The organism is Chryseomicrobium aureum, assembly GCF_043182735.1.
In the GTDB taxonomy this organism is placed as follows: domain Bacteria; phylum Bacillota; class Bacilli; order Bacillales_A; family Planococcaceae; genus Chryseomicrobium; species Chryseomicrobium aureum.
In genome coordinates this window covers 1-26065 of record NZ_CP171117.1, presented here as the reverse complement: position 1 = coordinate 26065, position 26065 = coordinate 1, and the positions used below count along the sequence as shown (strand labels likewise).

Sequence of the window (26065 nt, the reverse complement as noted above, 5' to 3'; positions counted from 1 at the left end):
AATGTAATTCCAATAAAACCGCGCTTACTTTGCTATTTACTAGAATTTTTTGATCCTCTAGATTCATAATCAATTACTGTTAAATTAAGCGTTTTATTCTAAGGTAACAGTGTACCCAATGATTCTGAGTTTGCATTGCAATTCTATAACTATATAGAGCAAACCATATTAAATTAAGATTGTTGAATTGTGTGAGGCACAGGTACGGTTTTACCCAATCAACACATAACCACTTTAGTTCAAGTAATTGTCGCTACTGATAGTGTTCCAACTATTATTAGTAGCTAAAGAGGTAGTAAAAAGTACACTATCTAAACTTCCTTATTAGTATTGTATTTTGTTCTTTTCCGATTTCTGAAATACACATATAAATTCCGAATGAAGATGATGACAAGAGCGATGTATGCGATGAACATCACATAGAAGTCGGTTGAAAGATTCTCTGCTATGTACTCCATAATGGTGACAAGTAAGCTTGAAAAGAGAATTAACAGTAAAGTTGTACTGAGTAGCCAGATCAGATCCGTTCTAGACTTGAAAATACCGGAAGCGATTAAGCTGAAGATTGATACTAGAAGTGCTAAACTCAGATGATTTACATACGACGTCATAAACTCTAAATCGCTCATTTATCTTCCTCCAGTTGATTTAATGAGTTCCAAGCATTGAAGACCATCTGATTTCAAATTTAGATTTTTATAAACGATTGGAAGTAAATTGAGTACTGCCATAAAGTAAGAGGCAACAATAAATGACCTATACCAAAAACCATTTTTAACCGTGGACCAACAGATTAAAAAGCTCGAAGCAAGAGGGCTGCGAATACATAACGTTGAAAAAGCGAAAATGCAATTGCTTAGAACAAGCTATTATGACTTGATAAATGGTTATAAAGAAATGTTTTTGCTAAAAGAAGAACCGGATCAGCAGGAAGACCAATTTATTGAAGGAACAACTTTCGAAGATATAGTGGAGCTGTACCAGTTGGACAGAAGAATCCGTCATACTCTATTAGAAGCTTTGTTGGATGTAGAAGCTGTCTTTTATTCGAGTGTCGCTTATAGTTATAGTATTGCCGAAGCATACGGAGAGAAACAGGTAGATTACCTGAGAAAAGAGAATTACAAAATTGGCAGGAAGTAATGGAAAAGCCAACGGTTCGAGCGAGATAATCTTCTAGACAAAATCAACAGAAAAAAGACTTGTCATTTGGCGAATTGGTGATGCTTTATAAATTATCAGGGAATCAGGTAAAGACTGATGTGATTCGGCATATAATAGGAGAAGTTCCTGCAGAAGAAGACAAAGAATTTTTTCTGAAATGCGTTGAGATTTTCAATAAATTCCGTAATTGGGCAGCACATGGTGGGCGAATGTATAACCACCGAACACGAATTGAATTGCCCTATTTGGATATGGTGCATCAGCTCGTGCAAATTTCGAAAGAAGAATACACGACGGGAACAGGAAAGAATGATTTTGTTGCGGTGGTGCTCGGAATGATATACTTCTATCAAAAAGATCCGCTTGACGCATTGGAGTTTTTCATTAATTTGAATACAATAATGGAAGAGTATCAAAAGAAGAAACCGTTGGAGTACGAACAAGTATTAGTGGAACTCGGCTTGCCACCGAATTATTACAAGGTTATATTGGAAAAGTACATGTACAAAAGAAACTCGTCAATTTGATTTAAGTAACCAGCCAAAAAATCATTTATAAAAAAACCCCTGCAATTGCCGTCAATGGCAGTGCGGGGGTTTTTGCTTAATTGGTAAAATATGCTTCGTGGTGGCGGCTGAAAGCTACAGCAAAATCACCGCGCAGGATTTGTTCACCAGGATTGAAAACAGCTTCAACAGTCGGCTTCAAATCATATTTTCCTTGAGTGACCGAGAATTGCGCATTGAGAATGTTCAAATCCAATGCAAGTTGGACATACGGCTTTAAACCAGCAGGGATATTAGCCTGATCTTTAAGAGCGATGCGCTCATCTTTATACTGGACAGTTACTGCACCAGTGAACTTTTTCGCTTCCTCTTGCAACCCAAGGCTTTGCACCAATGAGTAAGCAAGTTCAGCTTTCGTTACGCTGCCTTTGGGGTTGAATGTGCCGTTGCCTTTAACTTTCATGACGCCGTCGGATGTTTGTCCGTAATCACGGAATGCGGCTCCTTTGGCTGTAACTGCTTCAGCGTAAGGCGTAACTCCGGAATCAGTATCTGTAAAACTTGGCGTTCCTGGAAGGCTTTGACGGATTTCAGCTCCCATTACCAAATAAGTGGCCAGGTCTGCTCGTGTCAATTTATCATCAGGTCTGAATTGGCCTTTGGAATTGGAATCGAAAAGGCGGTTTTTAACGCCCATCGCAATGGCCGGCTCTGCCGGATGTCCGGCAATATCTGTCAAACCTGTTATGTCATTTACTGTCGTAAATGACAGATTGCCTTTGACCGTTTCCGGTAATGCAAGACCGATCGGATTCAGTGCATCACCGCGCAAGCCGCGAACTTCAGCTTTCCATTCACCGGCGACCGGGTTATTCACGATTACCGTGCGGTCATAAGTTGTTGCGAATAAAAGACTGACTCCTGAACTGTATTCAGTTCCGTCCGGAGAGATCAACACCAGGTTCAATGGATTTCCGGTTGCTTCAAGCAAGCCGGTAGCATTTACTTTTGCCGCTACTGTTGAAACGCCTTCCGCCACTGTGAAGTTATGCTGTGAGCTTGCAGATGCGATATATTCGACAGTAAATTCTTCATGGCGGGTTTGTTCTGATACATTGGCATTAAACACTTTTTCACTGTTTAACGTTTCACCATATTTTTTATTATTGAATACTGCATCAATAGCTGCGTATGCATTAACATAACCGGCACCGACTTCCCAAGTTTCATAGCCGGGCATATTCGTTGCCGTTTGCTGAAGAACATTTTTTACTTCATCAGGTGAAAGCTGCGTATCTGCTTCCAAGAGAAGCGCAGTGATTCCTGCTACATGCGGCGTTGCCATGGAAGTTCCGCTCATCGTTGTGTAGTAAGGCAGATAAGCAGGTTCAATAGTTGCGGCATCTGCGTCAACAGCAAGAGCAGTAAGTGGTGAGACTGTTCTTGTTGAGATGATATCGACACCTGGAGCCACAACTGAAGGTGCATCTGCCCAGGTCCATGTTTTGCCATGGAGTTCAAAAGTTCCGCCTACATCTTTCGTTCCGCGGGAAGAGAAGCCAGCAAGAGTGCCATCTTTTTCGCCGGCACCAACTGAAATTACCCAAGGAGCTTTGGCGTATGGATTATGAGTGTTTTCGCCAGGGCCTTCATTTCCTGCGGCGAATAAAACAACGATTCCGCGGTCATATGCTTTCTTGCTTGCTAAGTTGATCGGATGGTTCGGATCAAAATCACCTGAAGATCCCCACGAGTTCGTGATAACGCGGATATTGTATTCGTTCTGATGCGTAACGGCGTAATCGAAACCACCGATGCCATCGAGAACGAGGAGCGCTCCGCCCGAACCGTAGCCGATCAGATCAGCGCCAGGTGCAGCACCTTCATATTTTCCGCCCGAAAGTGCGCCGGTACCGCCGACTGTTCCTGCGACGTGCGTTCCGTGGCCGGAGTTGGTGTCTGTATTCGGAACATTTTCAGTATATGAGACTGGCAGGATGCCGGTGATGCTCTGGAGATTTGTTGAGCCTAACACGTTCTGGACAAGATTTCTTCCGAATTCATGGTCTTTATGTGTGCCATCGACGCCGCTGTCGTTGACGACAACGCCGATGCCATCACCGGAAACCGGCAATCCACCGTTAAGTTTTCTGAATGAATCGTCCTGCTGGGCTTTGTCGACGCCGGTGATCAAGTTGGCGTCAGCATTAAAATACTCCAGCTTTTCATTAAGGTAAACGGATTGTACTTGTTCATTTTTTGCCAATTCTTCAACTTGCTGTTTTGTAGCGAATGCACCCACAATCGGAAGGCTCTGCATGCTGATGGCGGATTCAATTCCTAACCCTTCCAGCAGCGAAAGCTGAGCCTCTGTGGGTTTTTGATCTCCCTGGAAAGTAACAATGACCTGGGCGACCCCCGCTTCACCGAGCGCCGACCAGACTTTTTCGTCCACCACTGGTGCGGCAGAAGAAACAGTATTGTTTGCATTAACGGACGAAAAAGCCGGGAAGATAAGAAATAACATCATGGCGATCAACCAAATTCTTTTCATTTACACATTCTCCTTTTCAAAATAGTTTGATAACTTCTATTTAATTATCATCCTGCAGCTTTGTTTTGCCTATTACGCAAAGGGAGTAGTTTTAAAACCCTTATGGACTACTTCATTTACTACCAAAGGAGTAGCATATAAAGCGCCCCTTTGGGTAAGGGACGGAAAACTTATTTTTTGATATTTTTTTTCGAAGTTGTTACTGTGGCTGTGCCTGTTTTTAATAATGTAATCGCCTGATATGCATTGACATAACCTGCGCCAGCTTCCCATGTTTCATATCCTGGCATAGGAGTCGCACTTTGCTGCAGCAGATCTTTTATTTCAGCGGGAGAAAGTGTCGGATCCACTTCAAGGATCAACGCGATGATGCCCGCCGCATGTGGCGCAGCCATCGATGTTCCGCTGAAAATTGTGTAATAAGGAAGGTGAGCCGGTGAAATGCCTGATGCATCTTTTTCAAGGCTTAACGCCGATAAAGGCGTAAACACGCGAGTCGATACGATATCTACTCCTGGCGCTGTAATTGTCGGCCGGTCTGCCCAGGTAAAAGTTTCGCCGTCAACTACAACGGTGCCGCCTTTTCCTTCAACGCCGCGTGAAGAAAAGTCTGCCAGATTCATAGAAGAATCTCCTGCTGCCACTGTAACAACCCAAGGTGCTTTTTTGTAATTGCCGGAAATGGTCGATTCTCCGGGACCAGCATTTCCTGCTGAGAAAACTGTAGTAATGCCGCGGTCGTATAATTTTTTGGTTGCAATATTTATTGGGTGATTCGGATCGAAATCAGTATTGGAATCACCCGTGTCGCCCCAAGAATTCGTGATGACGCGAATATTGTATTCAGTTTGGTGTGTAAGAGCATAATCGAACCCGCCGATCGTATCCATGATGGCAATCGCCGCGCCTGAACCATAACCGATCAGATTAGCGCCTGGTGCAACGCCTTCATATTTACCGCCGGACATAGCACCGGTTCCGCCAACTGTTCCCGCAACATGTGTGCCGTGTCCGGACGTCGAATCTGTGTTGGGCACATTTTCCAGGTAAGCGACCGGCAGCAACCCGATTGTGCTGTTTAAGTTAATATTGGCCATGACATTCTGTACCAGATTTTTGCCGAGCTGATGATCTTTATGTGTGCCGTCGACGCCGCTGTCATTGATGACAACCCCGATATTTTCACCGGTAATCGGCAATCCGCCATTTGAAGTCTGGAAGTCGGCATCGGTGCGGACCTTGTCAACACCGGTCAAATCCGTTGAAGTCTCGTTTTCGTATTGGAGAGGGGCGTTATAGTAGATGGAAAGAACTTCTTCTGAGTCTGCCAGTTTCTCAATTTGTGCCGGTGTCAATAAAGCTCCTGCAATTGGAAGGCTTTGGAACAGCGCTGCATTTGTTATGCCTAAATTCTCGAGTAACTGAAGGCTGCTGGCTTCGGTGCTGCCGCTGTCTTTGAACGTAATAATGACTTCGATCGGAGTCAGCCGGTCCTGCAGTAAATTCTGCAATTTGGAATCAATGACAGCTCCTTCAGCAAAAGCCGAAGATTTTTGAGTTAAAGAAAAAGGATTGAATGCAAGACCGAGCGCTAAACACATGGTGCAGATAACAATTAATAATCGTTTCATGTAAATCCTCCTCGTATATTTTCAGAATATTCCTTCTACCAATGATTCCATTTATTCTACAATAGCGCCATTCATCACGAGACGTATTTTGTTCTACATAAAAAGGCGTATCCTCTACTACTTAAGCAGTAGAGGATACGCCTCGGCAAAATGGTTTATCTTAAAGGCACCAAATTATTCTGTACGGCAAAGATGATTGCCTGCGAACGGCTTTTGACGTCGAATTTCCTGAATATATTGCTGACATGGATTTTTACTGTCTTATCGCTGATATAAAGGCGGGAAGCGATGTCCTTATTGGACAGCCCTTCGACGAGTGCCAGTAAAACTTCCATTTCACGAGGAGTCAATGTTTTATCATCTTCATTTTTTTCCTGTTTATGCATTGATAATAATTTTTTGGTCATTGCCGGCGGAATGACTGATTCGCCTCCGGCTACGGTGCGGATAGCATCGATTACATCTTTGGAAGGGGAGTCCTTCAGCAGATAACCTTCTGCACCTTCCCGGATAGCCGCCATAAAATATTCATCGTTATTGTACATAGTCAATACAATGACTTTAACAGCAGAATAATTGCTTTTTACCCAGCGGGTCAGTTCGATGCCGTTCATTTGCTGCATATTGATGTCCATCATGATAATATCCGGCTCGAGGTTCGGCAGCATTTCCATCAATTGGGTGCTGCCGGTAGCCTCACCCATCACTTCCATATCTTTTTCCTGGGCAATCAACGTTTTCAAGCCGTCCCGTAAAATTGCGTGATCATCCACCAATAATACTTGAATCATCCTTTTCATCCTCCTTCAAACCCCATTTTAGGTATTCTTACAATAATTTCTGTGCCTCCGGCTTCGCTGCTTTCGATTTGAAGGGTTGCTCCAATTTTTGCTGCATCTTCATTCATCTGCAAAATTCCGTAATGGGGCTCTTTCATGGCGGTGGTCATTGCTTCATACAATGAAAAGCCGATGCCATCATCTTTGATCTTAAGAAAAATCTGTTCTTTTTGGTAACTTAATAAAATATTTAAGGAACTGGCCCGTGCGTGCTTGATGCAGTTTTGTATACTTTCCTGTGTGATGGAGTAAATGACTTTTTCCGTCAATAAACTTAAGCGGGTTTGGATACCGCGTTTTTCAAAGAAAATTTCAAGGCCATTATTATCGTTTTTCTTCACCTCGGTTATCTTTTTCTGAATGGCCAAATCCAAACTGAGGCTTTCAGTAGGATAGGGACGGAGAGCGTAGATGGAATCGCGTATTTCTTTCAGGCCGTCACGCAATATATTATTGCTGTCATTGATCATCCGCTGCGCTTCTTGCGGCTGGGAAGGGATTTTCCGGGCGGCACTGTCGAATTTCATGACGGCGCCAGCCAGTGTCTGTGCAATGCCATCATGGATATCATGCGCAATGCGATTGCGTTCTTCCAGCAGAATCCGTTGTTCTTTTTCGCTGAAAAGCAATTGTGTTTTCAGGAAAATAGCCAATTGATTGGAAATCGTCGAGATGGAATGAACGTCTTCTATAACAAAACTATTGGTACGGATTTTAGTCAGAATGAGACAGCCGATCAATTCGTTATCCAGAAGAAGCGGTGCGTAAACGGCGGCCTGCATATTCTTATCGAAGCATCCCGACAACGGAGCCTGATCAAGATCCGGCTTGTTAAAGACTTGTGTGGATCGAATTTTTTCCAATCTTGAAAGATCCTCTTTTTCAAGAGACTCCTTTAAATCAGCACGGCTGCCTTCCGAAAATGCCAGCTTCCAATTATCCTGGTCATCTTTTGTGAATAAGAAACTTTCTTCATAAAAGACTACATCACTCAAGAGAAGTTTGATGTCTTTATCCCATTCCTTTGTTGGAATGGATTTATTCAATTCAGAGGAAAAATGAAACAAGGCCTTCAACCGCTGCTTATCAGCACGCAGCCGCAAAATAATTGAGCTGATGATAGCCAGAAAAATCAAAGGGGAGAGGAAGAAGAAGTAAGTGAAAATATCCACTTCCCCACGGTTTTGGCTGCCCAGGTAATAAAGAAGAAAACCGTATAATAAGGAGATGCTGAAACTGAAAAGTTCTCCTTTGCCTTTTTCTGCCCAAATATCCATTGTATATTTTTCGGGGCGGAGAAAAAGGACAATATCGACAATGAAATTATTTATTAAGTAGAAAAGGGCGATAAAAATAAACAGGGAAACAAAATTCTGCCACATTTCCGGAGCACTGAATAACGGCATGAAAGTCTCTTGGAACAAATGGGCTCCTGCCAAACTGAGTACGAGCTGGGCAGGATTGAAGAAAATGATCCGCAGAGGCCTCCGGTTAATCCATGTTGTTAAAAGTACACCCAAAAAATAAAGGATGATGGTGATTTCGATGCCATAAATGAGGTAAGTCAGAAATATGATCGGAAACGTTAAGGACGAATTCCCTTTTCTGAATGGCATCGGGTAATGTTCGCAGATAAAGATAAACGTAAGAAGAAATAATAATTCAAAGGGTTTCTCAATAACCGGCAACTGCGAAACTGAGTACACTGCCAGGGACCAGCCAATTAGAGAAACGGCCATCATAAAAAGTTGAGCGCTATGGTGCTTGGCTGCTATCTGTTTCAAACTTATTTCACCTTCCTTGAAAAATATTTTGGATCTGCTGAAAACTTTTTTTAAATAATTTCGGAAACTTTAGCTATTGTAATGTCAGATTCCGCTAATGATTTTGAGATTCTTTCTGCAAACGCCAGCGCATTTACGCCGTCGACATGAATGCAGATAGTATTGATCTTCACTGGGATAGCCGTTTCTAGGAGTATAGCGACTTCATTATTCTTGATTATTCGCACCACGCGGAAGATAGGCTTCATCACTATCGGTTATTAGCGTGTCCGGTTCGAAAAGTGGCATCAGAGAGTAATTCTTCTGGCAATTGCGGTCGACAAAGATTTCGGCTTGCCGTACACAGACCGATAACTATGTCGGCAAACCCAAAGAGGATCAATGGGGGATATACATCGTACAAAGCCTCTGTAAGGCCAGCGTTTTTGCGGTCGTATTTTAGTGCCGTGGACTTTGACATGTTGATGAATGCTTCCTTCCGCATTATCGAAACCGTATAGAGTATCAATCTAACAAATGAAAAGTTCTAATTTTAGGCAATGGAAGATAGTAGGGTCCAATGCCCGGCAGAATTTAAAACCGAGGTAGGCACCAAGGCAACATTTTTTTCGAGCGCTATCCAGAGAGTTTTTCCGTGTTGTCGCCAGAATTCGCGTGGTTTAAAATCTCTTCATCATTACCTTACTTGTAAACGCCAAAAATTTCTGCCCTTATTACAGTTCAAATCTACCTTATAATTCAATTTCAGTCTCCCTTTTTAATTAGATTTCGATTTTTATTTATCGGATTTTCTTATTACCAATCTTAGATTGAAAAACGCAACACATGTGTAGTGCAAAATAAAAGTACAGAGTTATGAAGCAAAAAAGTACTCATATTAGGTCCAGTTTCTACGTAAGCGTCAAATAGTGAACACATTGTTTTTTATATAAGAAAATGCCAGCCACCTAGAAGTTTAGGTGGGTATTTTTGAATTTAGGCTCCGCTTATGTATATATAACTAAGACCAATAGCAAAATAGATTAGTGTCATAATGGGTACTACTAGACTCACGAGTATGAGGCCCTTCTTCTCTTTATTCTCTTTCAATGCATTGAAGTGAATCGCTAGTGTAACAATAGATGTCATCATAACTGCAGAGGATACAAAATATGTGAATTCATATAATGGTTCATTGACTATGAAACTGTATACCACAGCAATTAGAATCAATAAGGAAGTTAAATATGCTAAGTGTGTGTTGGTAAATTCTTTCACTTCATTTCCCCCTTCTCTCGCTGCTCCGCCATCTTCTCTAACAATCGAAGAAATCTCCGCTGCTCCCACTCACTCGTTTTCAACCGCGAAACCAAAATACTGCTCTGCAAATACTTTCTGACCTTTCGATTGGCAAAAAAGCTTTTCCGGTGGCGTTCACTCTCATATAAAACATTGAACCACTCAAGTTCTCGTAGCTCCTCGATATGCCGATCAATTTTAGTTGAGTTCAAACTTCCACCTAGTGAACCTACGAGATTTACTGATGTAGCTAAACTCAATACAACACTAAGCACACTAACGAGCACTACCCCGATCCAACTTAAAAACTTTTTCATCCCGTCACCCATTCTAAAAAAACCACACCTACTCCTGGTGCGGTTCCTCTTTATAGTTTATATCCGTCCACAAAATAAGAGATTGTCTCTAGTTCGTCTTCAGTGAGCTCTCTCTTCACGTCGGCTTTATAATGTTCCGTTATTTTCAGCTGATCACCTTGGTAACTTTTTGTGTAGTTTGCAAGAGGTCGAAGCATCGCCACTTCCTGATCAAATTCCACTTTGGAAATCGGCTGTTGGTGCGAAGGGATGTACGTTTCCGCATCAAACGATTCCAATACGTCGAGTAGTCGCAAGGTTTTATCAACCGTGTAGTGTACTTTTTCTGCGTACATCTTCGGATAGATGCAGTCGCCGAGGAAAAGAATTTTCTCTTCCGGTATGTACACAACGACCGAGTCTTCCGCGTGGTCCCCTCCGACATGCTGCACGATACATGTCACACCACCAAGATAAATCTCTGCTTTTTTATCGATTGTAATGTCTGGCAACGTCACTTTGATATCTCGGTGATCTTTGTATTCCTCTTTGATTGCTTTGGCACAAAATTCAATTTCCACGCCTTCTCGTACCCGTTCATCAATGGCTTCATCTGACCACGAGTATGGCAGTAACTTCTTCATCTCCGCAGCAGTCTGTTTCGAAGCAAGAGAAACTGTATCCCGTAGTGTGGAAAGTCCAAGGATATGGTCCCAGTGCCAATGCGTCAGTACAACTACATCTGGATTCGGAATACCCCTCTTATTCAGCTCTTGGATAAAATAAGTCACATGCACTTCCGAATTCCCTGCATCAATCAGGAGTGTCTTCTCCGTGCCCGTCACCATTCCAAGAATCGGACGGTCGGTTAAAGAGATAGCGGAAATGTACCAAAACCGCTCCCCTAGTTTATGTATTGAGTGGATAGCAATCGCCTCTTTTCATTTTCAAATCTTAAAAAGGAACATCAATGGTTCCTGAATATATAATTTGTTGGATTGTTTCGTGCTCAGATACCTCGTATTATAGATGAGCAGTATATATTAGGAGGTTTCTCATGCAATACAAGACCCATTTCGCTGGCGGGGCGCTCATTACACTCGCGGTCCTTCACCATACCGAGTATGTGTCGCCAGAGCAAGTGGTCCCATTTGCCGTCGCTACCCTGATCGGCTCGGTTGCGCCAGACATCGACCACAAGAATAGTTTCATCAGCAACCGCTTGAAACCTTTTGGCTTTTTAGTTAGACGCACGACCACCCATCGTGGAGCAACCCACTCCCCACTTATCATTGGACTGTTCAGCTTGCTTCTCTTTTCCGGTCTGAAAGTGACAGAATTCAGCTCTTACGCCTACCCAATCGCATTTGGCTTCTTTATCGGTGCAATCAGCCATGTACTGCTCGACATGCTGAACCCTCAAGGGGTGCCGCTTCTATTCCCTATACCGAAAGCGAAGCGATTCCGTATCGCCCATTTCCGAACAGGTGGCTTAGTCGAGAGAGTGATCTTTGTCGCCCTCGTTATCGTCACAATCCAGTTTTTGTTGAACGCACTTTGAATCAGACATCCTCATGTATTGTGGGGGTGTTTTTATATAGCTTCTGGAATTGAAAAAACAATTCTCCGTTCTCCTCATTCACCTGTGTAAACTTCAATTTCCGTAGCAACTGAATCGATGCACTATTCTCCACTGCCACCCCAGCCATGATTTGATAGTCGCCTTGTTGCTGGATCCATTCAACCATTGTCTGGACTACTTCAGAAGCATAACCTTGCCTTTTAAAAGAGGGACTAACTGTGTAACCGATCCAGAAAATAGTATCTTCCTTCTTGATGAAGACATCTCCAATGAGCGTTTGATCCGCTTTCCTGACGATGGCAAATTGCGCCCCGCTCTCCAAGGTAGTTTCCTTTAATAGAATCTCTTTATATTCTTTCCGCGAATAACCTTTAAACGATTGATATTTCATCCATTCCACATTGTTGCGATAGTCAACAAAAGCATCCAAATCGCTTTCGGCAAAACGTCTGACATAACATCTTTTTGATTCGAAGATTCCATGGCTAGTAGGTTCTATCTTAGTCACCTCGTTCATCACTCACTGATCATTATTTAAATTCTCTTGATAATCTGTATAAATTGTATAGTGCACTGGTGCATTACTTATTCTTGGTGTAATTCCTACACAATAAATCGTCAAAAATTTATTGTTTCTGAGACCATCCTGAATTCTTATCCCATCACCATAAAATTCAAGATAATACTTACCAAAACTCAAACTACCATCATTACCCTGTGTGAAATACTTTGTAATTTTGACATCGTTAATGAGTGGGGAAGTAAGGTAAAACAAACTCTCCCAGTTCTTGAATTACTTCTGCAGGGGGACGCTGTGAAAAGTACAAAACAAAGGCTAGGTGATTGACACCAATTTCTTGAAATTGATGAAGCAGTTCCACTAATTGGTTGCGACCAACATGGTATCCTAAAGGTATGGAAATAGGAGGCGAATCGGGATTTTCCGATAAGTCGATAAATAAAGTTTGAGAGAATGGTTTAAATACCCCTGGGGTGTGAATCTCGGTTAACGTACGGTAGTCATTTATTAATTTTGTTTGGTTACCAATTGTTCTTGGATATTGAATCCAACCATCCCCATGCTCCGCTATCCATTCCATCGGCTGCTTGCTAAACCCAGTCACCATCGTCGGAATTGAAGACACTGGTTTTGGTATCATTCTCATGTCTGTGCCATCCATTACACCAAAATCGCTATGGAGTGTGGGGCGATCCTCTTTTAACAATCGTTCGAGGAAAGAGAATCGTTCTTTAAATAACGGACCAACATCTTGCTTCGACACTCCTAGCGCAATATAATCTTTTTCTCGGTCGCCCGATGCAACACCCATAATCAGCCGTTCAGGAAACAACTGGTCAATTGATGCCGCTTCCTTTGCAACTCGCACAGGATGGCGAAGTGGAAGGACAACACTTGATGTGCCCAACGCAATATGCTTAGTTTTTGCGGCAAGATATGTTAAATAAATCCATAAATCATACATTTGTCCGTTATCATCTACATCTAAATTCTGGACCGTAACATCACGAAGCCATAAAGCTGCAAAACCATAGTCTTCTATTTTACGTGCAAGTTCTAACTGGTTCTCCATTATTGGGTTTTTCGACATTTTCGCTGTGGGAATGGAGAAACCAAGTGTCATTTTGTCCCTTTGGTACATTTTGTTGAAAGCTCTATGATTTATTAAACTCACTGTAATTCTCCTCACCTAAGGGTTATATATTCATGCCAATGTATTGTTCAAACTGTTTGATCGTTTTCTCATTTCGGCGATAATACGTCCATTGTCCAATTCGTTTCATTTCCACTAGTCCGCTTTGCAGAAGAATCGATAAATACTGGGATGTCGTGGACTGAGAGATTCCGGTTTTGCTCTGGATATCACTTACACAAACTCCACCTTCAAAACCTTCATCTTTAATGACATGTGCTTGTGCTGAGAAATTACTGTCGGGATCTTTTAGCATTTGAATAATATTTACTCTAGTTTGGTTCGACAAAGCCTTAAAAATTTCAACTGCATGTTCATCATCTATTCGTTCTAATACCTGTTTCAACTAACATGCCCCTTTCTATATCGATTAACACTATTCACATTGGAAAAGTGAGCAAAATAGATTATCAGCAGCAAAATATCAAATCGGTAATTCGCGATATCTATATTTTATTTGGTTACCTATCTCGAATCAAATGTTTTGTTTAAAAGGATTTCAAAGTGCAGAGAACTTATATTGTATTGTTGTTCAAAAAAAAGAGAATTACTACAGAATGATTGTTTCATTCTTCAATAATTCTCTTTCCTATAACTTGATAGTATTTTATAGTAAACCTTTGTTTCTATCAGACCTCGCGGAGAATTCCACATGCCTATCCATTTTTGATGGCAGTTGCCCCAACAATCAAACCGATTGAAGCCATTCACTGATTGGATACGCCGAATAGTGCCCAAACGGAACCGATATCGCCAGAAAAGGGGGGCTCCCACCCGCAATATGTTGCAACCTAGGCTCGGTCGCTCCGCATATGTACCTGTTTTAGGTATTGAAAATCTATGTTTTTTCTTCGCTTACTATAAATTTTATAGTGCTTTAACCAAACCGCCATCCACCAGCAGTGTCTGTCCAGTTACGTAAGTGTTTGCGCCAGAACATAGGAACACCGCTTGCTTGGCGAATTCATTTGGCCGACCGTACCGGCCCATCGGAATGCCTTTTTCGGTGGATTTTTTGAGCTCTTCGTAGCTCTGATCGATCTTATTGGCTCGCATTCGGTCGAGTTCCTCGACACGGTCTGTAGCGATTCTTCCTGGTCCTAGCGTGTTGATCAGGATATTGTCTTTGCTGAATTCCTGGGATAGGCTTTTGGCAAGCCCGACAATGCCTGCACGGAATGTGTTCGATAGCAACAGGTTATCGAGTGTCTGCTTGATGGAAGAAGAAGCAAAGTTCAAAATATGGCCGCTATGCTGCTCCCGCATGTAAGGAAGCACTTCCCGTATTGCGCGAATATAGCTGAGCAGGTTAAGTTCATATGCCTTCTGCCAGTCTTCGTCCGTGAACTGATCGAATCCGCCTGCCGGCGGACCGCCGGCGTTGTTGATCAGCACATCTATGCCGCCGTTCTTCTCAGCAGCGAATGCCACAATTTTTTTGATGTCGTCCACTTTCATTACGTCGCATGCCACATAGGAAACGTCAGGATTACCAGTCTTTCCTTTAATTTCCGCGACGGCCTGTTCCAGTTCCGCTTCATTACGGCTGCCAATCACGACCTTCGCTCCTTCCGCTGCGAATTCTAAGGCGGTCGCTTTCCCTAGCCCCTTGCTGCCCGCCATGACGATGACGGATTTTCCTGTTAATCCTAAATCCATTAGAATTCCTCCTCTTTATCGGTTACCCATTCTGGTCTATTTTCAGATCCACGCACGGATTGACGAGCGGCTTGAATCCTTCGATCCGGCATTCCACCGTATCGCCGTTCTGGATATGAACCGCCCCAGGCGTTCCAGTGGAAATGATGTCGCCCGGAAGCAGCGTCATCACTTTTGAATGGAATGCCACTAAATATTCGGGGCTGAATGTCATGTGGTCGACCGTGTTTTTGCGGTGGACCTCACCATTGATGACCGTTGCGACTTCCAAAGCATGCAAATCGCTGATTTCATCTTTTGTTACGAACTGCGGACCGAAGCTGAAGAACGTATCAAAGCTTTTCGAGCGCGTTAGGTAGCGCGGGTTTTTCTGCAAAATGTCTTCCGCCGTCATGTCGATGATTGTCGTGTAGCCAGCTACATAATTTCCCACGTCTTTTTCATCAACATTGCGGCATGTTTTCCCGATGATGACGCCGAGTTCCGCTTCCCCCGTCGTCCGCTCAGACTGCAGCGGAATTTCAATGGTGTCTCCCGGACCGATGATTGACGTATCGGGCTTCATGAAGCTTGCTGGTTCGGTATTTGGCGCTTTCTCTCCCAAGTCTGACGCATGGTCAACATAATTGAGACCGATGCCCCATATTTTACGCGGGTGTCTATACAGCGGACCATACGCTAGATTCTCCCCATGTTCTGAGGGAAGTTCTCCGCTCACGATTGCAGCTTTGCCTGTTTCGTTGAACCAATTTGTTAGTCCTTCCAGCTGTCCGGATTCAATCAGCCCGAAAATATTCGTTTCCCAGTTTTCGTTATAAGTTTTATTGACAGTTACGACCGTGACGACTTTATTGCCGATGATGATGGCAGCCTGTTCTTCCTGCCCGATTTTAACGGTTGCTAAACGCATCTTCATTTCTATCCTTCCGGATTACAGGGTGACGCCGAGATAGTGGACGAGCTCCTTGAATTCATCCATTGTTTTTGTATCAAGCGGTGCGGCCGGGGCACGCACATGGGAGCTTTGGATAGCGCCGCGCAATTTGAAGGTTTCCTTCCGGATCGCCACGCCTCCGATGCCCAGCTGGAACTCGAAGCGGATCAGCGGAAGGTGCTTATAGAAATATGCGCGCGCTTCTTCCTGTTGGCCTGAAGTGAACAGGTCATAGACTTTCACGAGGATTTCAGGAAACGCAAATCCGGTCATGATGCCGGAAGCCCCCCTGGCCAGCTCCTCGTAGAACGAACCGCCGCCTAGCCCGCCGAAGATTTCCAATTGATCGGTCTTCTCCAGGATTTTCGTGACTTTGACCGGCGTCGGTGCTTCTTCGAGCTTGACGTATTGGATCGCCGGAATCGAGTTGGCCAGATGTGCGATGAAATCCGGCGTCAATATGACCCCTGTCGTCACCGGCTCGTCCTGCAGGACAATTGGAATCGAGATGCTTTCGGCAATGGTCGTAAAATGCTGCAACAGGAGCGCCTCGTTTTTGACGTTTTGCGGAGGCGCGACCATGACCGCTGCGGCTCCTCCTTGTTCCGCTTTTTGTGCCAGGTGGATGGCGACATTGGTGCTGTTGGCGGTACAGCCGACAACGACCGGCACCCTTCCAGCATTTTGCTTCATAACGATATCGAGCACCTGTTGCCGTTCACTCTCTAGTATTTTATGAGCTTCTCCCATGATGCCGAGGATTGTCAGTCCATGAACGCCGCGCCCGATGTAGAAATCGACCAAGCTGCGCAGACTTTCTTCGTCAAGCGACCCGTTCTCCGCAAAAGGTGTAATTGCGATGACACATAACCCCTGTAATTTGTTTTCCATAACCCTTTCTCCTCCTGTCTGTTTTTCAACCAATGTTTACTTGGATATTGGCGAGTTCCGGAATCTGGTCTGCAACGAATTTCCCGATTTCAAGAGCAGCCGTCGCTGCAGGCGATGGCGCGTTGCAGACATGGATGCTTTTCTTGCCGTTGACGATGAAGAAATCATCTACCAATGTGCCGTCCGCTTTCAGTCCCTGCGCCCGGACACCGGACGGTCCCGGAATCAAGTCTTCTGCGGCAATTGTGGGAATGAGAACTTGCGCACTTTGGACAAATTTCGATTTTACGAATGAACGGTACATCTCAGCCATGCCGTCGAGCGGATACTTCATTGCGAGCTTCAGGAATCCGGGATAACTGATCATTTCCGCAAAATCCTTCACATTGAAATCGGTTTTCTTATAGGCTTCACGCTTGAAGGCGGGAACCGCGTTCGGGCCGACATCGACTTTGCCGTTGATCATTCGGGTGAAATGGACGCCGAGGAACGGGAAATCCGGGTTTGGCACAGGATAGATCAAGTTATTCACCAGGTTTTGTTTATCTTCTTTCAACACGAAATACTCGCCGCGGAACGGCACAATTTTCATATCGATGGCATAGCCCGCCATTTTGGCGATCCGATCGCTTTGCAGGCCGGCGCAATTGATAAGGAATTTTCCTGTGTAGGTTTTCGTTGCCGTCTCGATTATCACATGCTCATGGCCTTCATCAATCGCCAGGACTTCTGCGCTGTTCTCGATGACGCCGTCCTGGAGCCGAATCAGTTCCGCTAACTTTTCCGATACTTCTTTATAATCGATGATTCCGGCAGTTGGCACATGGATCGCCTCCAAACCGTTGACGTGGGGCTCTTTTTCGAGCAATTGTTCTTTCGACAATTTTTCAACCGCGATTCCGTTCTCTAGCCCCCGGTTATAAAGGTTTTCCAGATGGACGAGTTCCTTGTCGGACGTAGCCACGATGACTTTTCCGCAAATGTCATGGCGGATACCATGCTTCGCAGCAAACTGGCGCATGCTTTCGCTTCCGGCTTTTGCGAACTTGGCTTTGAAGCTGCCCGGTTTATAATAGATGCCAGAATGGATCACTCCGCTGTTATTGCCTGTCTGGTGCTGCGCGAGTTTTTTCTCTTTTTCCAGAATCAATACTTTGGCGGTCGGATGACGCTTTAAAATGGACATGCCGACTGATAAGCCGACAATACCGCCGCCGATAATTATGTAATCATACATATTGTCTCCCCCTTTGATTAAATGATTTCACACGCTTCCGCGAGCACCTCCACGATGTGTTTGACGCTTACCTTCGTTTCCAGACCTTCTCGTTTTACGCCCAGGATCATTTGCAGGTGGCAGCCCGGATTGGTCGTGATGATAAGATGCGGTTTCACTTCACTTACTGTCTTCATTTTCATATCGAGCACTTTCATCGATTCCTCGTGGTGGATGATGTTGTAGATCCCAGCAGAGCCACAGCATAAGTTCTGGTTTCTCAATGCCGCAAACTCGAGCCCCGGAATCTTTTTGATTAGTTCCAGCGGCTCATTAATTACTTTTTGCACGTTCGTCAAATGGCACGACGGTTGATAGGTCACGCGCATCGGGATCGATTTTCTGATTGGCAATTCGACCCGCGATAAGATGAAGCTGATGTCCTTGTTTTTCGCGGCAAAATTTTTCGCCCGTTCATGCCACGGATCGTCTTTGGCAAATAGATGATGGTACTCCACCAGGGCCGCTCCGCAGCCGCCGATGGCATTAACGATGAAATCACAATCCAGCTTTTCAAAGGTTTCGATGTTCTTTTTCGCCAGTTCGATCGCGGTGTTTTTCTCCGCGCTGTGCTGGTGCAACGCGCCGCAGCACGTCTGCTCTTTCAGGAACAGCACTTCATAGCCTGCTTCCTCTAACAGCTTCATGCTCAGGTCGTTGACCCTTGCGAAGAACGTGTCCATGATGCAGCCCGTGAAAAAGGCGACTTTCACTTTGGACTTTACGGCAGCCTGTTCATAGAAATGGTTCCGCACGCGCGGCTTCTCCACCTTCGGCGTAATTTGCTCCATGGTAGCAAGCGACGCCGACACTTTGGCGATAACACCGGTTTTCCGCACCGCCTTGTCCGCTTTCGTCGTTTGGTAAAGCCGCAGTCCAGTGCCAACCAGCTTCAAGACGCGTTTGTTCGGTAGCGCTTTTCTGAAGACGAGGTTCCGGACCGCCTTCTCAACAAGCGACCGGTTTTTTCTGCGGTACTCGCCCAAGACATCGATGGCCGAGTCCAGGATTTTGCCGTATTCGACATTGGTCGGACAGACCGTTTCGCACGCACGGCAGCCGAGGCACAGGTCGATCGGCTTTTCCAAATCTTTGATTTCGATTTTCCCTTCCGCTGCCAGCTTCACCAGCTGGATACGGCCTCTGGGAGAATGACTTTCTTTGCCGAATGCCAAATAAGTCGGACAGGCGGGCAGACAGTAACCGCATTGGACGCAGCTGAACGTTTCTTCATAGGCAAGTTGGTTTCTTAATAATGCGGTATCAGCCATTTCGTAGCTCAAACCTTTCTCCTTCTTCAGGGAAGATTTTTCCGGGGTTCAGGATATTCTTCGGATCCCATGCCGTTTTGATGCTCTTCATCAAGGCGAGCCCGTCCTTACCGAGCTCCATTTCCATGAACGGCGATTTCATCGTGCCGATCCCGTGCTCCCCGGACAGCGTGCCGCCGAGTTCGATTGCTGCTTTGAAGATATCTTCGACCGCCAGTTCGACCCTCCGCATTTCTTCAGGGTCGCGCTGGTCGGTGATGATGTTCGGGTGCAGGTTGCCGTCGCCCGCGTGCCCGAAGACGACCAGGTGGATCTTGTATTTTTCCTTTATGGCTTTCAGCCTTCGGAACATTTCCGGGATCTGGCTTCTCGGGATCGTCGCATCTTCAGAAATCTTCGTCGGCTTTATTTTCACGATGGCCGGCGACACCAGCTTGCGTGCCTGCCATAATTCGGCTTCTTCTTTTTTGTCTTTCGCCACTTGCACGCTTCTGGCGCCGACTTCCTTGCAGGCTTCTGCGACCCGCTGCATTTCTTCTTCGATTGCCAGCGGATGGCCGTCAAGCTCGATGAGCAGAATCGCCTCCACGTCTACCGGCAGCCCAAGCGATGCATATTCTTCCACGGCAATAATTGAGCTCTGGTCCATGATTTCCATTTTCGATGGCATAATGCCGGAGCCCAGCACTTTCGAGATCGCCCGCCCGGCATCCACGATTTCGTCGAACAACACCATACACGTAAGCGATGCCTGCGGTTTTGGAATCAGCCGCAACGTGGCTTCCGTGATGATGGCGAGCGTCCCTTCGGAACCGACAATCAGTTTGGTCAGGTCATAACCAGTGACGTTTTTGACGGTTTTCCCGCCCGTCCGGACAACCTTCCCGTCCGCTGTAACGATTTCCAGGCCCAGGACATAATCTTTCGTTACGCCGTATTTCAAGCCACGCGGGCCGCCGGCGTTTTCTGCCAGATTGCCACCGATGGTCGAGACGTGGGCACTGCTCGGGTCCGGAGGGTACATCAAGCCGAATTCGTTAGCCGCGTTATTGATGTCCGCTGTGATGACGCCCGGGGACACGATGGCAATCAGGTCTTCCTCTTCAATGACCAGCTTTGAGTTCCACAGGGAAAAGTCTATGACGATGCCGCCCTGCACTGGTAAAGGACCACCGCTCAAGCTAGTTCCCCTTCCTCTTGGGCAAAGCGGAATTTCGTATTCGTCCGCGATGCGGACGATTCCCGCGGTTTCTTCCGTCGAGACGGGCTGGCACACCGCTTCCGGTTTATGCAGACCAAACGACGCATCGAAGGAATAGCTGTAAAGATCGGCATCACTCGTCAACAGCCTGTCCGGATCCGCCAATATACCTCGCAGTTTTGCTAAAACATCTTCTGTCACTTTCATGAGGACCCTCCTATTCGTATTTATGCCGTACTTTGATTGAATGCAAATGTTCCCACATGGCTTTTTTGGCAGAAGGAGCGTCTTTTCTCATGATAGCTTCATAGATCAACCGGTGTTCATCCATGACCACTCGGATCTCAGTGGGGTGGAGCATCGTTTCCATCCGGTTTTGACGGATAAAAAAATATACTTTCTCGGATATCACTTCCATTAAATCGGCCATCAGGGTGTTATTGGCTGCGGTTAATATGGCTTTATGGAACGCGTAATCCTCCTCGATTGCGAGTTCTCCGTTCAGCTCTGCCTCCCGAAGCGCCTGGTACCGCTTCTTAAGCTCCGTCCGTTGCACTTTCGTCATGCGCTCCGCCGCGTAATGGGCGGCGTCCCCTTCGATCGCCTGTCGCAATTCAATCAGCTCCGATAAATTGTGCCGCTCGGGGCTCAGGGCATCCACCATTTCCTGCTGGATGACTTTTTTTGTCTGGTTGACAAGAAAGACCCCGACGCCCGGTTTAATGGAGACAATGCCGTTTGCTTCTAGCACCGAAATGGCTTCTTTTACCGTTGTCCGTGACACTTCCAAAGAATCTGCAATGGTTCGTTCAGACGGCAGCTTGTCTCCTGGCTTGAGGTTTTCCTTCGAGATGGAAGAAAATATTTCATTGACGACTTCGTGGTACAGCCTGTTCTTCTTTTTGATTGGTTTCAAATCCATTTCTCCTCCCACTAGAGGTCCACTGGTTGGTCCAGTCAAGTAAGATAAGAGAGAAGAACGAATTCTTCCCTCTTGCCGCATTATTTTTCTTCCAACGCCTCTACCCGTGTATCGCCCAGCTTGATTCGTGCATTGATCAAGTGGCGTTTCATGTAATATGCTGCCGCTTTCGGATCTTTGTTTTCAATTGCTTGATAGATCGACAGATGCTCTTCGTACACCTGTTGCCGTTTCCGGGCAAGGCCGATATTTTGCTTCAATGAAAAGTTCAAAGTTTGTTTGTAAAGATCTCTCAAATTGTTGACGGTCTGAATGATAAAGCTATTTTTGGAAGCGGCGACAATTTCATTGTGGAAAAGAAAGTCGGCTTCATGACCAATTTCTTGCTCGTCGTGGATGGTGAGCGCAAATTGATTCAACCCTGCCTTTATTTTTAGCAATTCTTCTTCCGTTCGGCGTTCAGCTGCAAACGCTGCCGCTTCCGTCTCAATCACGGTCCTAAGTTCAAGGAGGTCATACACCTCTTCCGCTGACACCATTTCAAGTGCCACCGAATCTAGCAAGTTGACCAGCTGTACTTTGTTGACGTAGCTGCCGCCTCCTTGGCGCGATTCCACCAAGCCGCTCGCCACGAGGACGCTGATTGCTTCCCTGACCGGCGCGCGGCTGACTCCGAACATTTTAGCGAGTTCATTTTCAGATGGCAATTTGCTTTCTGGCGGGAACTCACCTTCCTGAATCATCAAGCTCAGCTGTTCAAAAATTTGTTCAGACATTTTCATTTTTTTAATCGGACTTATCAACTGGATCCCCCCCTTTTTAATAATTGACTGCTGAGGAAACCATACGTTTTTCTCTCGCTAAATGCAATAATATCATTGAAGCTAAAATCACAATCCCAATGCCATCTGTTACCAATCCCGGCTTGATCATCAGCATCGAGCCGACGAAAAAACCGATTCGTTCGATGATATTGAGTTTGGTATTGAAATAATTATTAATCGCTACCGCAAGGCCGAATATTCCGATCAACGCGGTGATGAATGGCACGATTACAGAGATGAATGAAGCGGTGCCTCCTGCTGGATCCTGCATGATCAGAATCGGATTGTAAGCGATCATGAACGGTACGATGAAGCCAGGCAATGCCAGTTTCAAAGCGGTCCAGGACGTCTTCATCGGATCTGCGCCTGCTATTCCGGCAGCGGTGTATGCCGCGAGTGCGACCGGCGGCGTGACATTGGACAATGCGCCAAACCAGAAAACAAAGAAATGGGCTGCCAACGGGTTGATACCTGCATTGATCAGTGCCGGTGCAGCTGTGACAGCTACCACGATGTATAAAGCAGTTGAAGGCAAACCTAGGCTTAAAATGATGCATGTCACCATAACCAAAAGCAAAATCAGGATCATTACCCCGCCTGCCAAATCAATGATGTTGTAAGCAAATGTGGAGCCGAGTCCCGTCATCGTCACGACTGCGATAATGATACCGATGGACGCGCACGCAACCCCTACCTGGATAGTTCCTCGCGCCCCGTCAACCAAAGCTTCAAATGCTTTTTTCGGCGTTACGCGCGTTGATTTGTCTTTCGTCAGCCAGCTTGCAATGATGACCGAGATGATTCCCGCAAACCCGGCATATAAAGGAGTTCTGCCCATAAGGAGAGCCCCGATGACGATGATAATCGGCAGTACAAGAATTCCTCTTTCGAGAATAACTTTTTTCACTTGAGGGATTGATTCTTTGCTCAGTCCTTTTAGTCCTTGCTTTTTAGCCTCTATGTCAATGGCGATAATCAAAGAAGCGTAATACAGGAGACTTGGAATAATGGCTGCCAAGATAATCGTGGTATAGGAAATCCCTAAGAATCCGGCCATGATGAACGCAGCTGCGCCCATGATCGGCGGCATGATCATCCCGCCCGTTGAAGCCGTCGCTTCTACAGCTCCCGCGAAACGCGGTGTCAGGCCGATTTTCTTCATAAGCGGAATCGTGAAGCTTCCTGTTGTTGCAACGTTCGCTACGGCACTGCCGCTCAAAGAGCCAGTCAATGCACTCGAGATGACGGCTACTTGCGCCGGTCCACCCCTTCTTCTACCCGCAATGGCCAAAGCCAGTTCGTTGAAGAATTGGGAGGCTCCGCTCACTGTCAAAAAGGCCCCGAATAAAATGAAGAGCACAATATAAGTAGAAGCGATTGACAGTGTCATACCGAAGATGCCTTCTGTCGTCATGTACATTCTGTAAAGGAGCCTTTCAATGCTGAAGCCCGCATGTCCGAACATGCCAGGGAAGTACGGCCCGAACATCGCATAGACAATCGCGATGGCCGAAAGCAACGGAATGAAAATCCCGATTGTTCTTCTGGACGCTTCAAGCAGCACGATAATTGTGATAATCGCAAATATGTAATCCTGCATAATTGCCTGCGATTGTCTTTCCACATGGATATCTGTATAGAAAAGGACGATATAGCCTACGCCAGCCAATCCTAAAACTAAAAACAAGATATCGAGAATACTCATTTTGGACTTACTGGATTTTTTTGTCATCGGATATAAAATAAATGTTAATGTCAGAAGAAAGCCTAGGAATATGCCATTCCGATATATTTCCTGGATTGTCGAAAACCCGTTTGTATAGATAGCGTAAAGTGAGAGTCCGGCGGCGACTGCAACCATGACAATTTTCATCCAGCCTGTGAAATTTCTTGTTCCCCCGCCAGCTTCATTGTCAATGATGTCTTCAGTCTGTTGATTTTTCTCCATAAAGAATTCACCTCATTTTTTCAAAGTATTAAAATAGAGATGGGATTTCCCCCATCTCTATTTTATTTATTACTGTGCTTCTGGTGGAATCAGTTCATCTGGCACTTCAATGCCTGCTTCTTTGAAGTATTTATAAGCACCAATGTGAAGCGGCATCGGAACGCCGTCTAAAGCTGTTTCTAATGTCATCGCTTTAGCAGAGTTATGAACTCCGTACATGAAATCCAAGTTCTCGAACATTGTCTTCGTCAATTTATAGACAGTTTCTTCGTCCAAATCGATTGAAGCCGCAAGAATGTTCGGTTGTGCAATCGTTTTGATTTCTTCGGTCTGATTTGGATACGTTTCAGCTGGAATGTTGAACTGGTACCAAGCATTGGAAATCGCCGTTATTTTCTCGAACTGCTCATCCGTCACTTCCAGGATGCTTGCGCCAACATTGCTTGCATACATATCGGTAATCGCTGCTACTGGAATACCGGCAGGCAGCGAGCCGCCATTTAACCGGCCATCGCGCATCGCGGAAATCGTGTCGTCATACCCTAAGTATTCTGGAGTAATGTTTTCTTTTGTAAGGCCGAGACCTTCCATCATGACTAGCGTCGATTGCTCCGTCCCGCTTGCCTGAGGCCCGACTGAGAAGGTCTGCCCTTCAATATCTGCAATCGAACCTGTTTTGATTTCGCTGTTTTTCAGCACGAAATGTTCAACGTTCGGCCAGATCATAGCAACAGACCTAAGATCTGTATAGGCGTTTCCTTCAAAACTTCCTTCACCTTTGTAAGCTTGGTCAGCAATCAGGCCTTGAAGAATCGAAAAATCGGCTTCACCTTGCTTCATTAGATCAATGTTTTCTACTGAACCGGCAGAAGACTGGCCGCTTGCATTGATTCCTTCATCCCCGAGCTCCTGTGACCAAAGATTCCCCAAGCCTACACCAATCGGATAATATGTACCTCCAGTAGAAGCGGTAGCGATGGTGATAAATTGCTTTTCCCCTGAAGCCGTGTTCTCTGAACCACAAGCAGCAAGAACCAGCATTAAACTTGCAATCAATAACAATTGAATTTTCTTCATAAACGATATCCCCCTTTTTTGTAAGCGCTTTATTAAGTTGTAATACAAGTCTACAATAGGACAACTTGAGAATCAAGGACGTTTTCAGAATAATTTAATTTATTGGTTTTTTTATTCTCTTCTGTAATAAATGCAGGGGGAACGTTCTCTTGCTCTTTTTGTGAACTTTTCTATACAAACGTAAGCGTCAAATAGTGAACACGTTGTTTCTTTTTAAAGAAAATGCCGGTCAAAATCAGAAGTAATAAGATGATTTTGGCTGGCATTTTTCTATTTCTTTGATTGGATGTAGCAATTCTTAGGTAACTTTTTCGACCACGGCATCAAATCTTCGAAAGATTCGAGTTTCTCCAGATTACGTTGTGGAAGTTCTTCAAAAAGAAATTGCAGGTAGAAGAATGGGTTAAGTCCATTTTCCTTGGCAGTCTCGATGAGACTGTATGCGATGGCGCTTGAAGTGGCACCTCTTGTCGAGGCTGCGAACAACCAGTTCTTCCTTCCGATCACAAATGGCTTGATGGAACGTTCTGCACGATTGTTATCTATTTCGACTCGGCCATCTTTCATAAATGCCGTGAGTTTTGACCATTGTTTCAATGTATAAGAGATCGCAGTACCAGTTGCCGTCTTTGGAGCGACAATTTTTGTTGTTCTGTAAGCGTCAAATAGTGAACACGTTGTTTCTTATTAAAGAAAATGCCGGTCAAAATCAGAAG

General features: G+C 45.1%; 25 protein-coding genes and 1 pseudogene. 3 read left to right on the top strand and 23 right to left on the bottom strand.

Features of this window, described 5'->3' with window-relative positions:
• Nucleotides 1–311 precede the first annotated feature (311 nt).
• Nucleotides 312–629 carry a hypothetical protein gene (locus ACF3OH_RS00130; protein WP_392455251.1) on the bottom strand — a complete coding sequence of 106 codons (318 nt, stop codon included), beginning with the start codon at nucleotides 627–629 and terminating at the stop codon, nucleotides 312–314.
• 151 nt (nucleotides 630–780) lie between these two features.
• Between ACF3OH_RS00130 and ACF3OH_RS00125 the strand changes: the two genes are divergently transcribed.
• Entirely contained in the window at nucleotides 781–1143 is a 363-nt protein-coding gene (locus ACF3OH_RS00125; protein ID WP_392455249.1) for an Abi family protein, read from the top strand.
• Between the two features lie 59 nt (nucleotides 1144–1202).
• Complete coding sequence (locus tag ACF3OH_RS00120) at nucleotides 1203–1691, top strand: Abi family protein (RefSeq protein ID WP_392455247.1); 489 nt, start codon at nucleotides 1203–1205, stop codon at nucleotides 1689–1691.
• 76 nt (nucleotides 1692–1767) lie between these two features.
• Here the strand turns inward: ACF3OH_RS00120 and ACF3OH_RS00115 are convergent, their stop codons facing one another.
• The 8 genes from ACF3OH_RS00115 to ACF3OH_RS00080 all read right to left on the bottom strand — a co-directional run bounded on the left by ACF3OH_RS00115 (nucleotide 1768) and on the right by ACF3OH_RS00080 (nucleotide 10978).
• On the bottom strand, nucleotides 1768–4224 hold the full coding sequence (locus ACF3OH_RS00115; protein WP_392455246.1) for a S8 family serine peptidase: 2457 nt from the start codon (nucleotides 4222–4224) through the stop codon (nucleotides 1768–1770).
• A gap of 170 nt (nucleotides 4225–4394) precedes the next feature.
• Entirely contained in the window at nucleotides 4395–5855 is a 1461-nt protein-coding gene (locus ACF3OH_RS00110) for a S8 family serine peptidase (RefSeq protein ID WP_392455245.1), read from the bottom strand.
• Between the two features lie 155 nt (nucleotides 5856–6010).
• Nucleotides 6011–6646: a response regulator gene (locus ACF3OH_RS00105; protein WP_392455244.1), complete on the bottom strand. Its 636-nt coding sequence runs from the start codon at nucleotides 6644–6646 to the stop codon at nucleotides 6011–6013.
• Nucleotides 6647–6651: 5 nt separating this feature from the next.
• The gene (locus ACF3OH_RS00100) at nucleotides 6652–8478 is read right to left on the bottom strand and encodes a histidine kinase (protein WP_392455242.1); all 1827 of its coding nucleotides are present in this window, start codon (nucleotides 8476–8478) and stop codon (nucleotides 6652–6654) included.
• Nucleotides 8479–8528: 50 nt separating this feature from the next.
• Complete coding sequence (locus tag ACF3OH_RS00095; protein WP_392455241.1) at nucleotides 8529–8726, bottom strand: LamB/YcsF family protein; 198 nt, start codon at nucleotides 8724–8726, stop codon at nucleotides 8529–8531.
• Nucleotides 8727–9453: 727 nt separating this feature from the next.
• Complete coding sequence (locus ACF3OH_RS00090) at nucleotides 9454–9735, bottom strand: hypothetical protein (protein WP_392455240.1); 282 nt, start codon at nucleotides 9733–9735, stop codon at nucleotides 9454–9456.
• A complete protein-coding gene (locus tag ACF3OH_RS00085) occupies nucleotides 9732–10073 on the bottom strand; it encodes a nitrite reductase (protein WP_392455238.1) in 342 nt (113 codons plus the stop codon). Before ACF3OH_RS00085 ends, ACF3OH_RS00090 begins: the two co-directional genes overlap by 4 nt.
• A 50-nt stretch (nucleotides 10074–10123) precedes the next feature.
• Nucleotides 10124–10978, bottom strand: a complete 855-nt coding sequence (locus tag ACF3OH_RS00080; protein ID WP_392456793.1) for an MBL fold metallo-hydrolase — start codon at nucleotides 10976–10978, stop codon at nucleotides 10124–10126.
• 131 nt (nucleotides 10979–11109) lie between these two features.
• Between ACF3OH_RS00080 and ACF3OH_RS00075 the strand changes: the two genes are divergently transcribed.
• A complete protein-coding gene (locus ACF3OH_RS00075) occupies nucleotides 11110–11613 on the top strand; it encodes a metal-dependent hydrolase (RefSeq protein ID WP_392455237.1) in 504 nt (167 codons plus the stop codon).
• A gap of 1 nt (nucleotide 11614) precedes the next feature.
• On the opposite strand, the gene ACF3OH_RS00070 is transcribed toward ACF3OH_RS00075, so the two are convergent.
• The 14 genes and pseudogenes from ACF3OH_RS00070 to ACF3OH_RS00005 all read right to left on the bottom strand — a co-directional run.
• On the bottom strand, nucleotides 11615–12142 hold the full coding sequence (locus ACF3OH_RS00070) for a GNAT family N-acetyltransferase (RefSeq protein WP_392455236.1): 528 nt from the start codon (nucleotides 12140–12142) through the stop codon (nucleotides 11615–11617).
• A gap of 238 nt (nucleotides 12143–12380) precedes the next feature.
• Complete coding sequence (locus tag ACF3OH_RS00065; RefSeq protein ID WP_392455235.1) at nucleotides 12381–13328, bottom strand: TIGR03571 family LLM class oxidoreductase; 948 nt, start codon at nucleotides 13326–13328, stop codon at nucleotides 12381–12383.
• 22 nt (nucleotides 13329–13350) lie between these two features.
• Nucleotides 13351–13671, bottom strand: a complete 321-nt coding sequence (locus ACF3OH_RS00060) for an ArsR/SmtB family transcription factor (protein WP_392456792.1) — start codon at nucleotides 13669–13671, stop codon at nucleotides 13351–13353.
• 542 nt (nucleotides 13672–14213) lie between these two features.
• Nucleotides 14214–15005, bottom strand: coding sequence for an SDR family oxidoreductase (locus ACF3OH_RS00055; RefSeq protein ID WP_392455234.1), 792 nt, complete (start codon nucleotides 15003–15005; stop codon nucleotides 14214–14216).
• Between the two features lie 22 nt (nucleotides 15006–15027).
• Nucleotides 15028–15915, bottom strand: a complete 888-nt coding sequence (locus ACF3OH_RS00050) for a fumarylacetoacetate hydrolase family protein (protein WP_392456790.1) — start codon at nucleotides 15913–15915, stop codon at nucleotides 15028–15030.
• A gap of 21 nt (nucleotides 15916–15936) precedes the next feature.
• A complete protein-coding gene (locus ACF3OH_RS00045) occupies nucleotides 15937–16830 on the bottom strand; it encodes a dihydrodipicolinate synthase family protein (RefSeq protein WP_392455233.1) in 894 nt (297 codons plus the stop codon).
• A 25-nt stretch (nucleotides 16831–16855) separates the two neighbouring features.
• Nucleotides 16856–18067, bottom strand: coding sequence for an L-2-hydroxyglutarate oxidase (lhgO, locus tag ACF3OH_RS00040; protein WP_392455232.1), 1212 nt, complete (start codon nucleotides 18065–18067; stop codon nucleotides 16856–16858).
• 17 nt (nucleotides 18068–18084) lie between these two features.
• Nucleotides 18085–19377 (bottom strand): (Fe-S)-binding protein, encoded by a 1293-nt coding sequence (locus ACF3OH_RS00035; RefSeq protein WP_392456788.1) that lies wholly within the window; start codon nucleotides 19375–19377, stop codon nucleotides 18085–18087.
• The gene (locus ACF3OH_RS00030) at nucleotides 19370–20785 is read right to left on the bottom strand and encodes an FAD-binding oxidoreductase (RefSeq protein WP_392455231.1); all 1416 of its coding nucleotides are present in this window, start codon (nucleotides 20783–20785) and stop codon (nucleotides 19370–19372) included. The genes ACF3OH_RS00035 and ACF3OH_RS00030 overlap by 8 nt, the downstream gene beginning before the upstream one ends.
• Nucleotides 20786–20795: 10 nt before the next feature.
• Nucleotides 20796–21494, bottom strand: coding sequence for a FadR/GntR family transcriptional regulator (locus ACF3OH_RS00025; protein WP_392455230.1), 699 nt, complete (start codon nucleotides 21492–21494; stop codon nucleotides 20796–20798).
• Between the two features lie 86 nt (nucleotides 21495–21580).
• Entirely contained in the window at nucleotides 21581–22303 is a 723-nt protein-coding gene (locus ACF3OH_RS00020; protein WP_392455229.1) for a FadR/GntR family transcriptional regulator, read from the bottom strand.
• A gap of 16 nt (nucleotides 22304–22319) precedes the next feature.
• Entirely contained in the window at nucleotides 22320–24272 is a 1953-nt protein-coding gene (locus ACF3OH_RS00015; RefSeq protein WP_392455227.1) for a TRAP transporter permease, read from the bottom strand.
• 69 nt (nucleotides 24273–24341) lie between these two features.
• Nucleotides 24342–25349: a TAXI family TRAP transporter solute-binding subunit gene (locus ACF3OH_RS00010; protein WP_392455225.1), complete on the bottom strand. Its 1008-nt coding sequence runs from the start codon at nucleotides 25347–25349 to the stop codon at nucleotides 24342–24344.
• 270 nt (nucleotides 25350–25619) lie between these two features.
• Nucleotides 25620–25988, bottom strand: a pseudogene (locus ACF3OH_RS00005) (transposase); the annotation flags it as partial.
• Nucleotides 25989–26065: the final 77 nt, after the last annotated feature.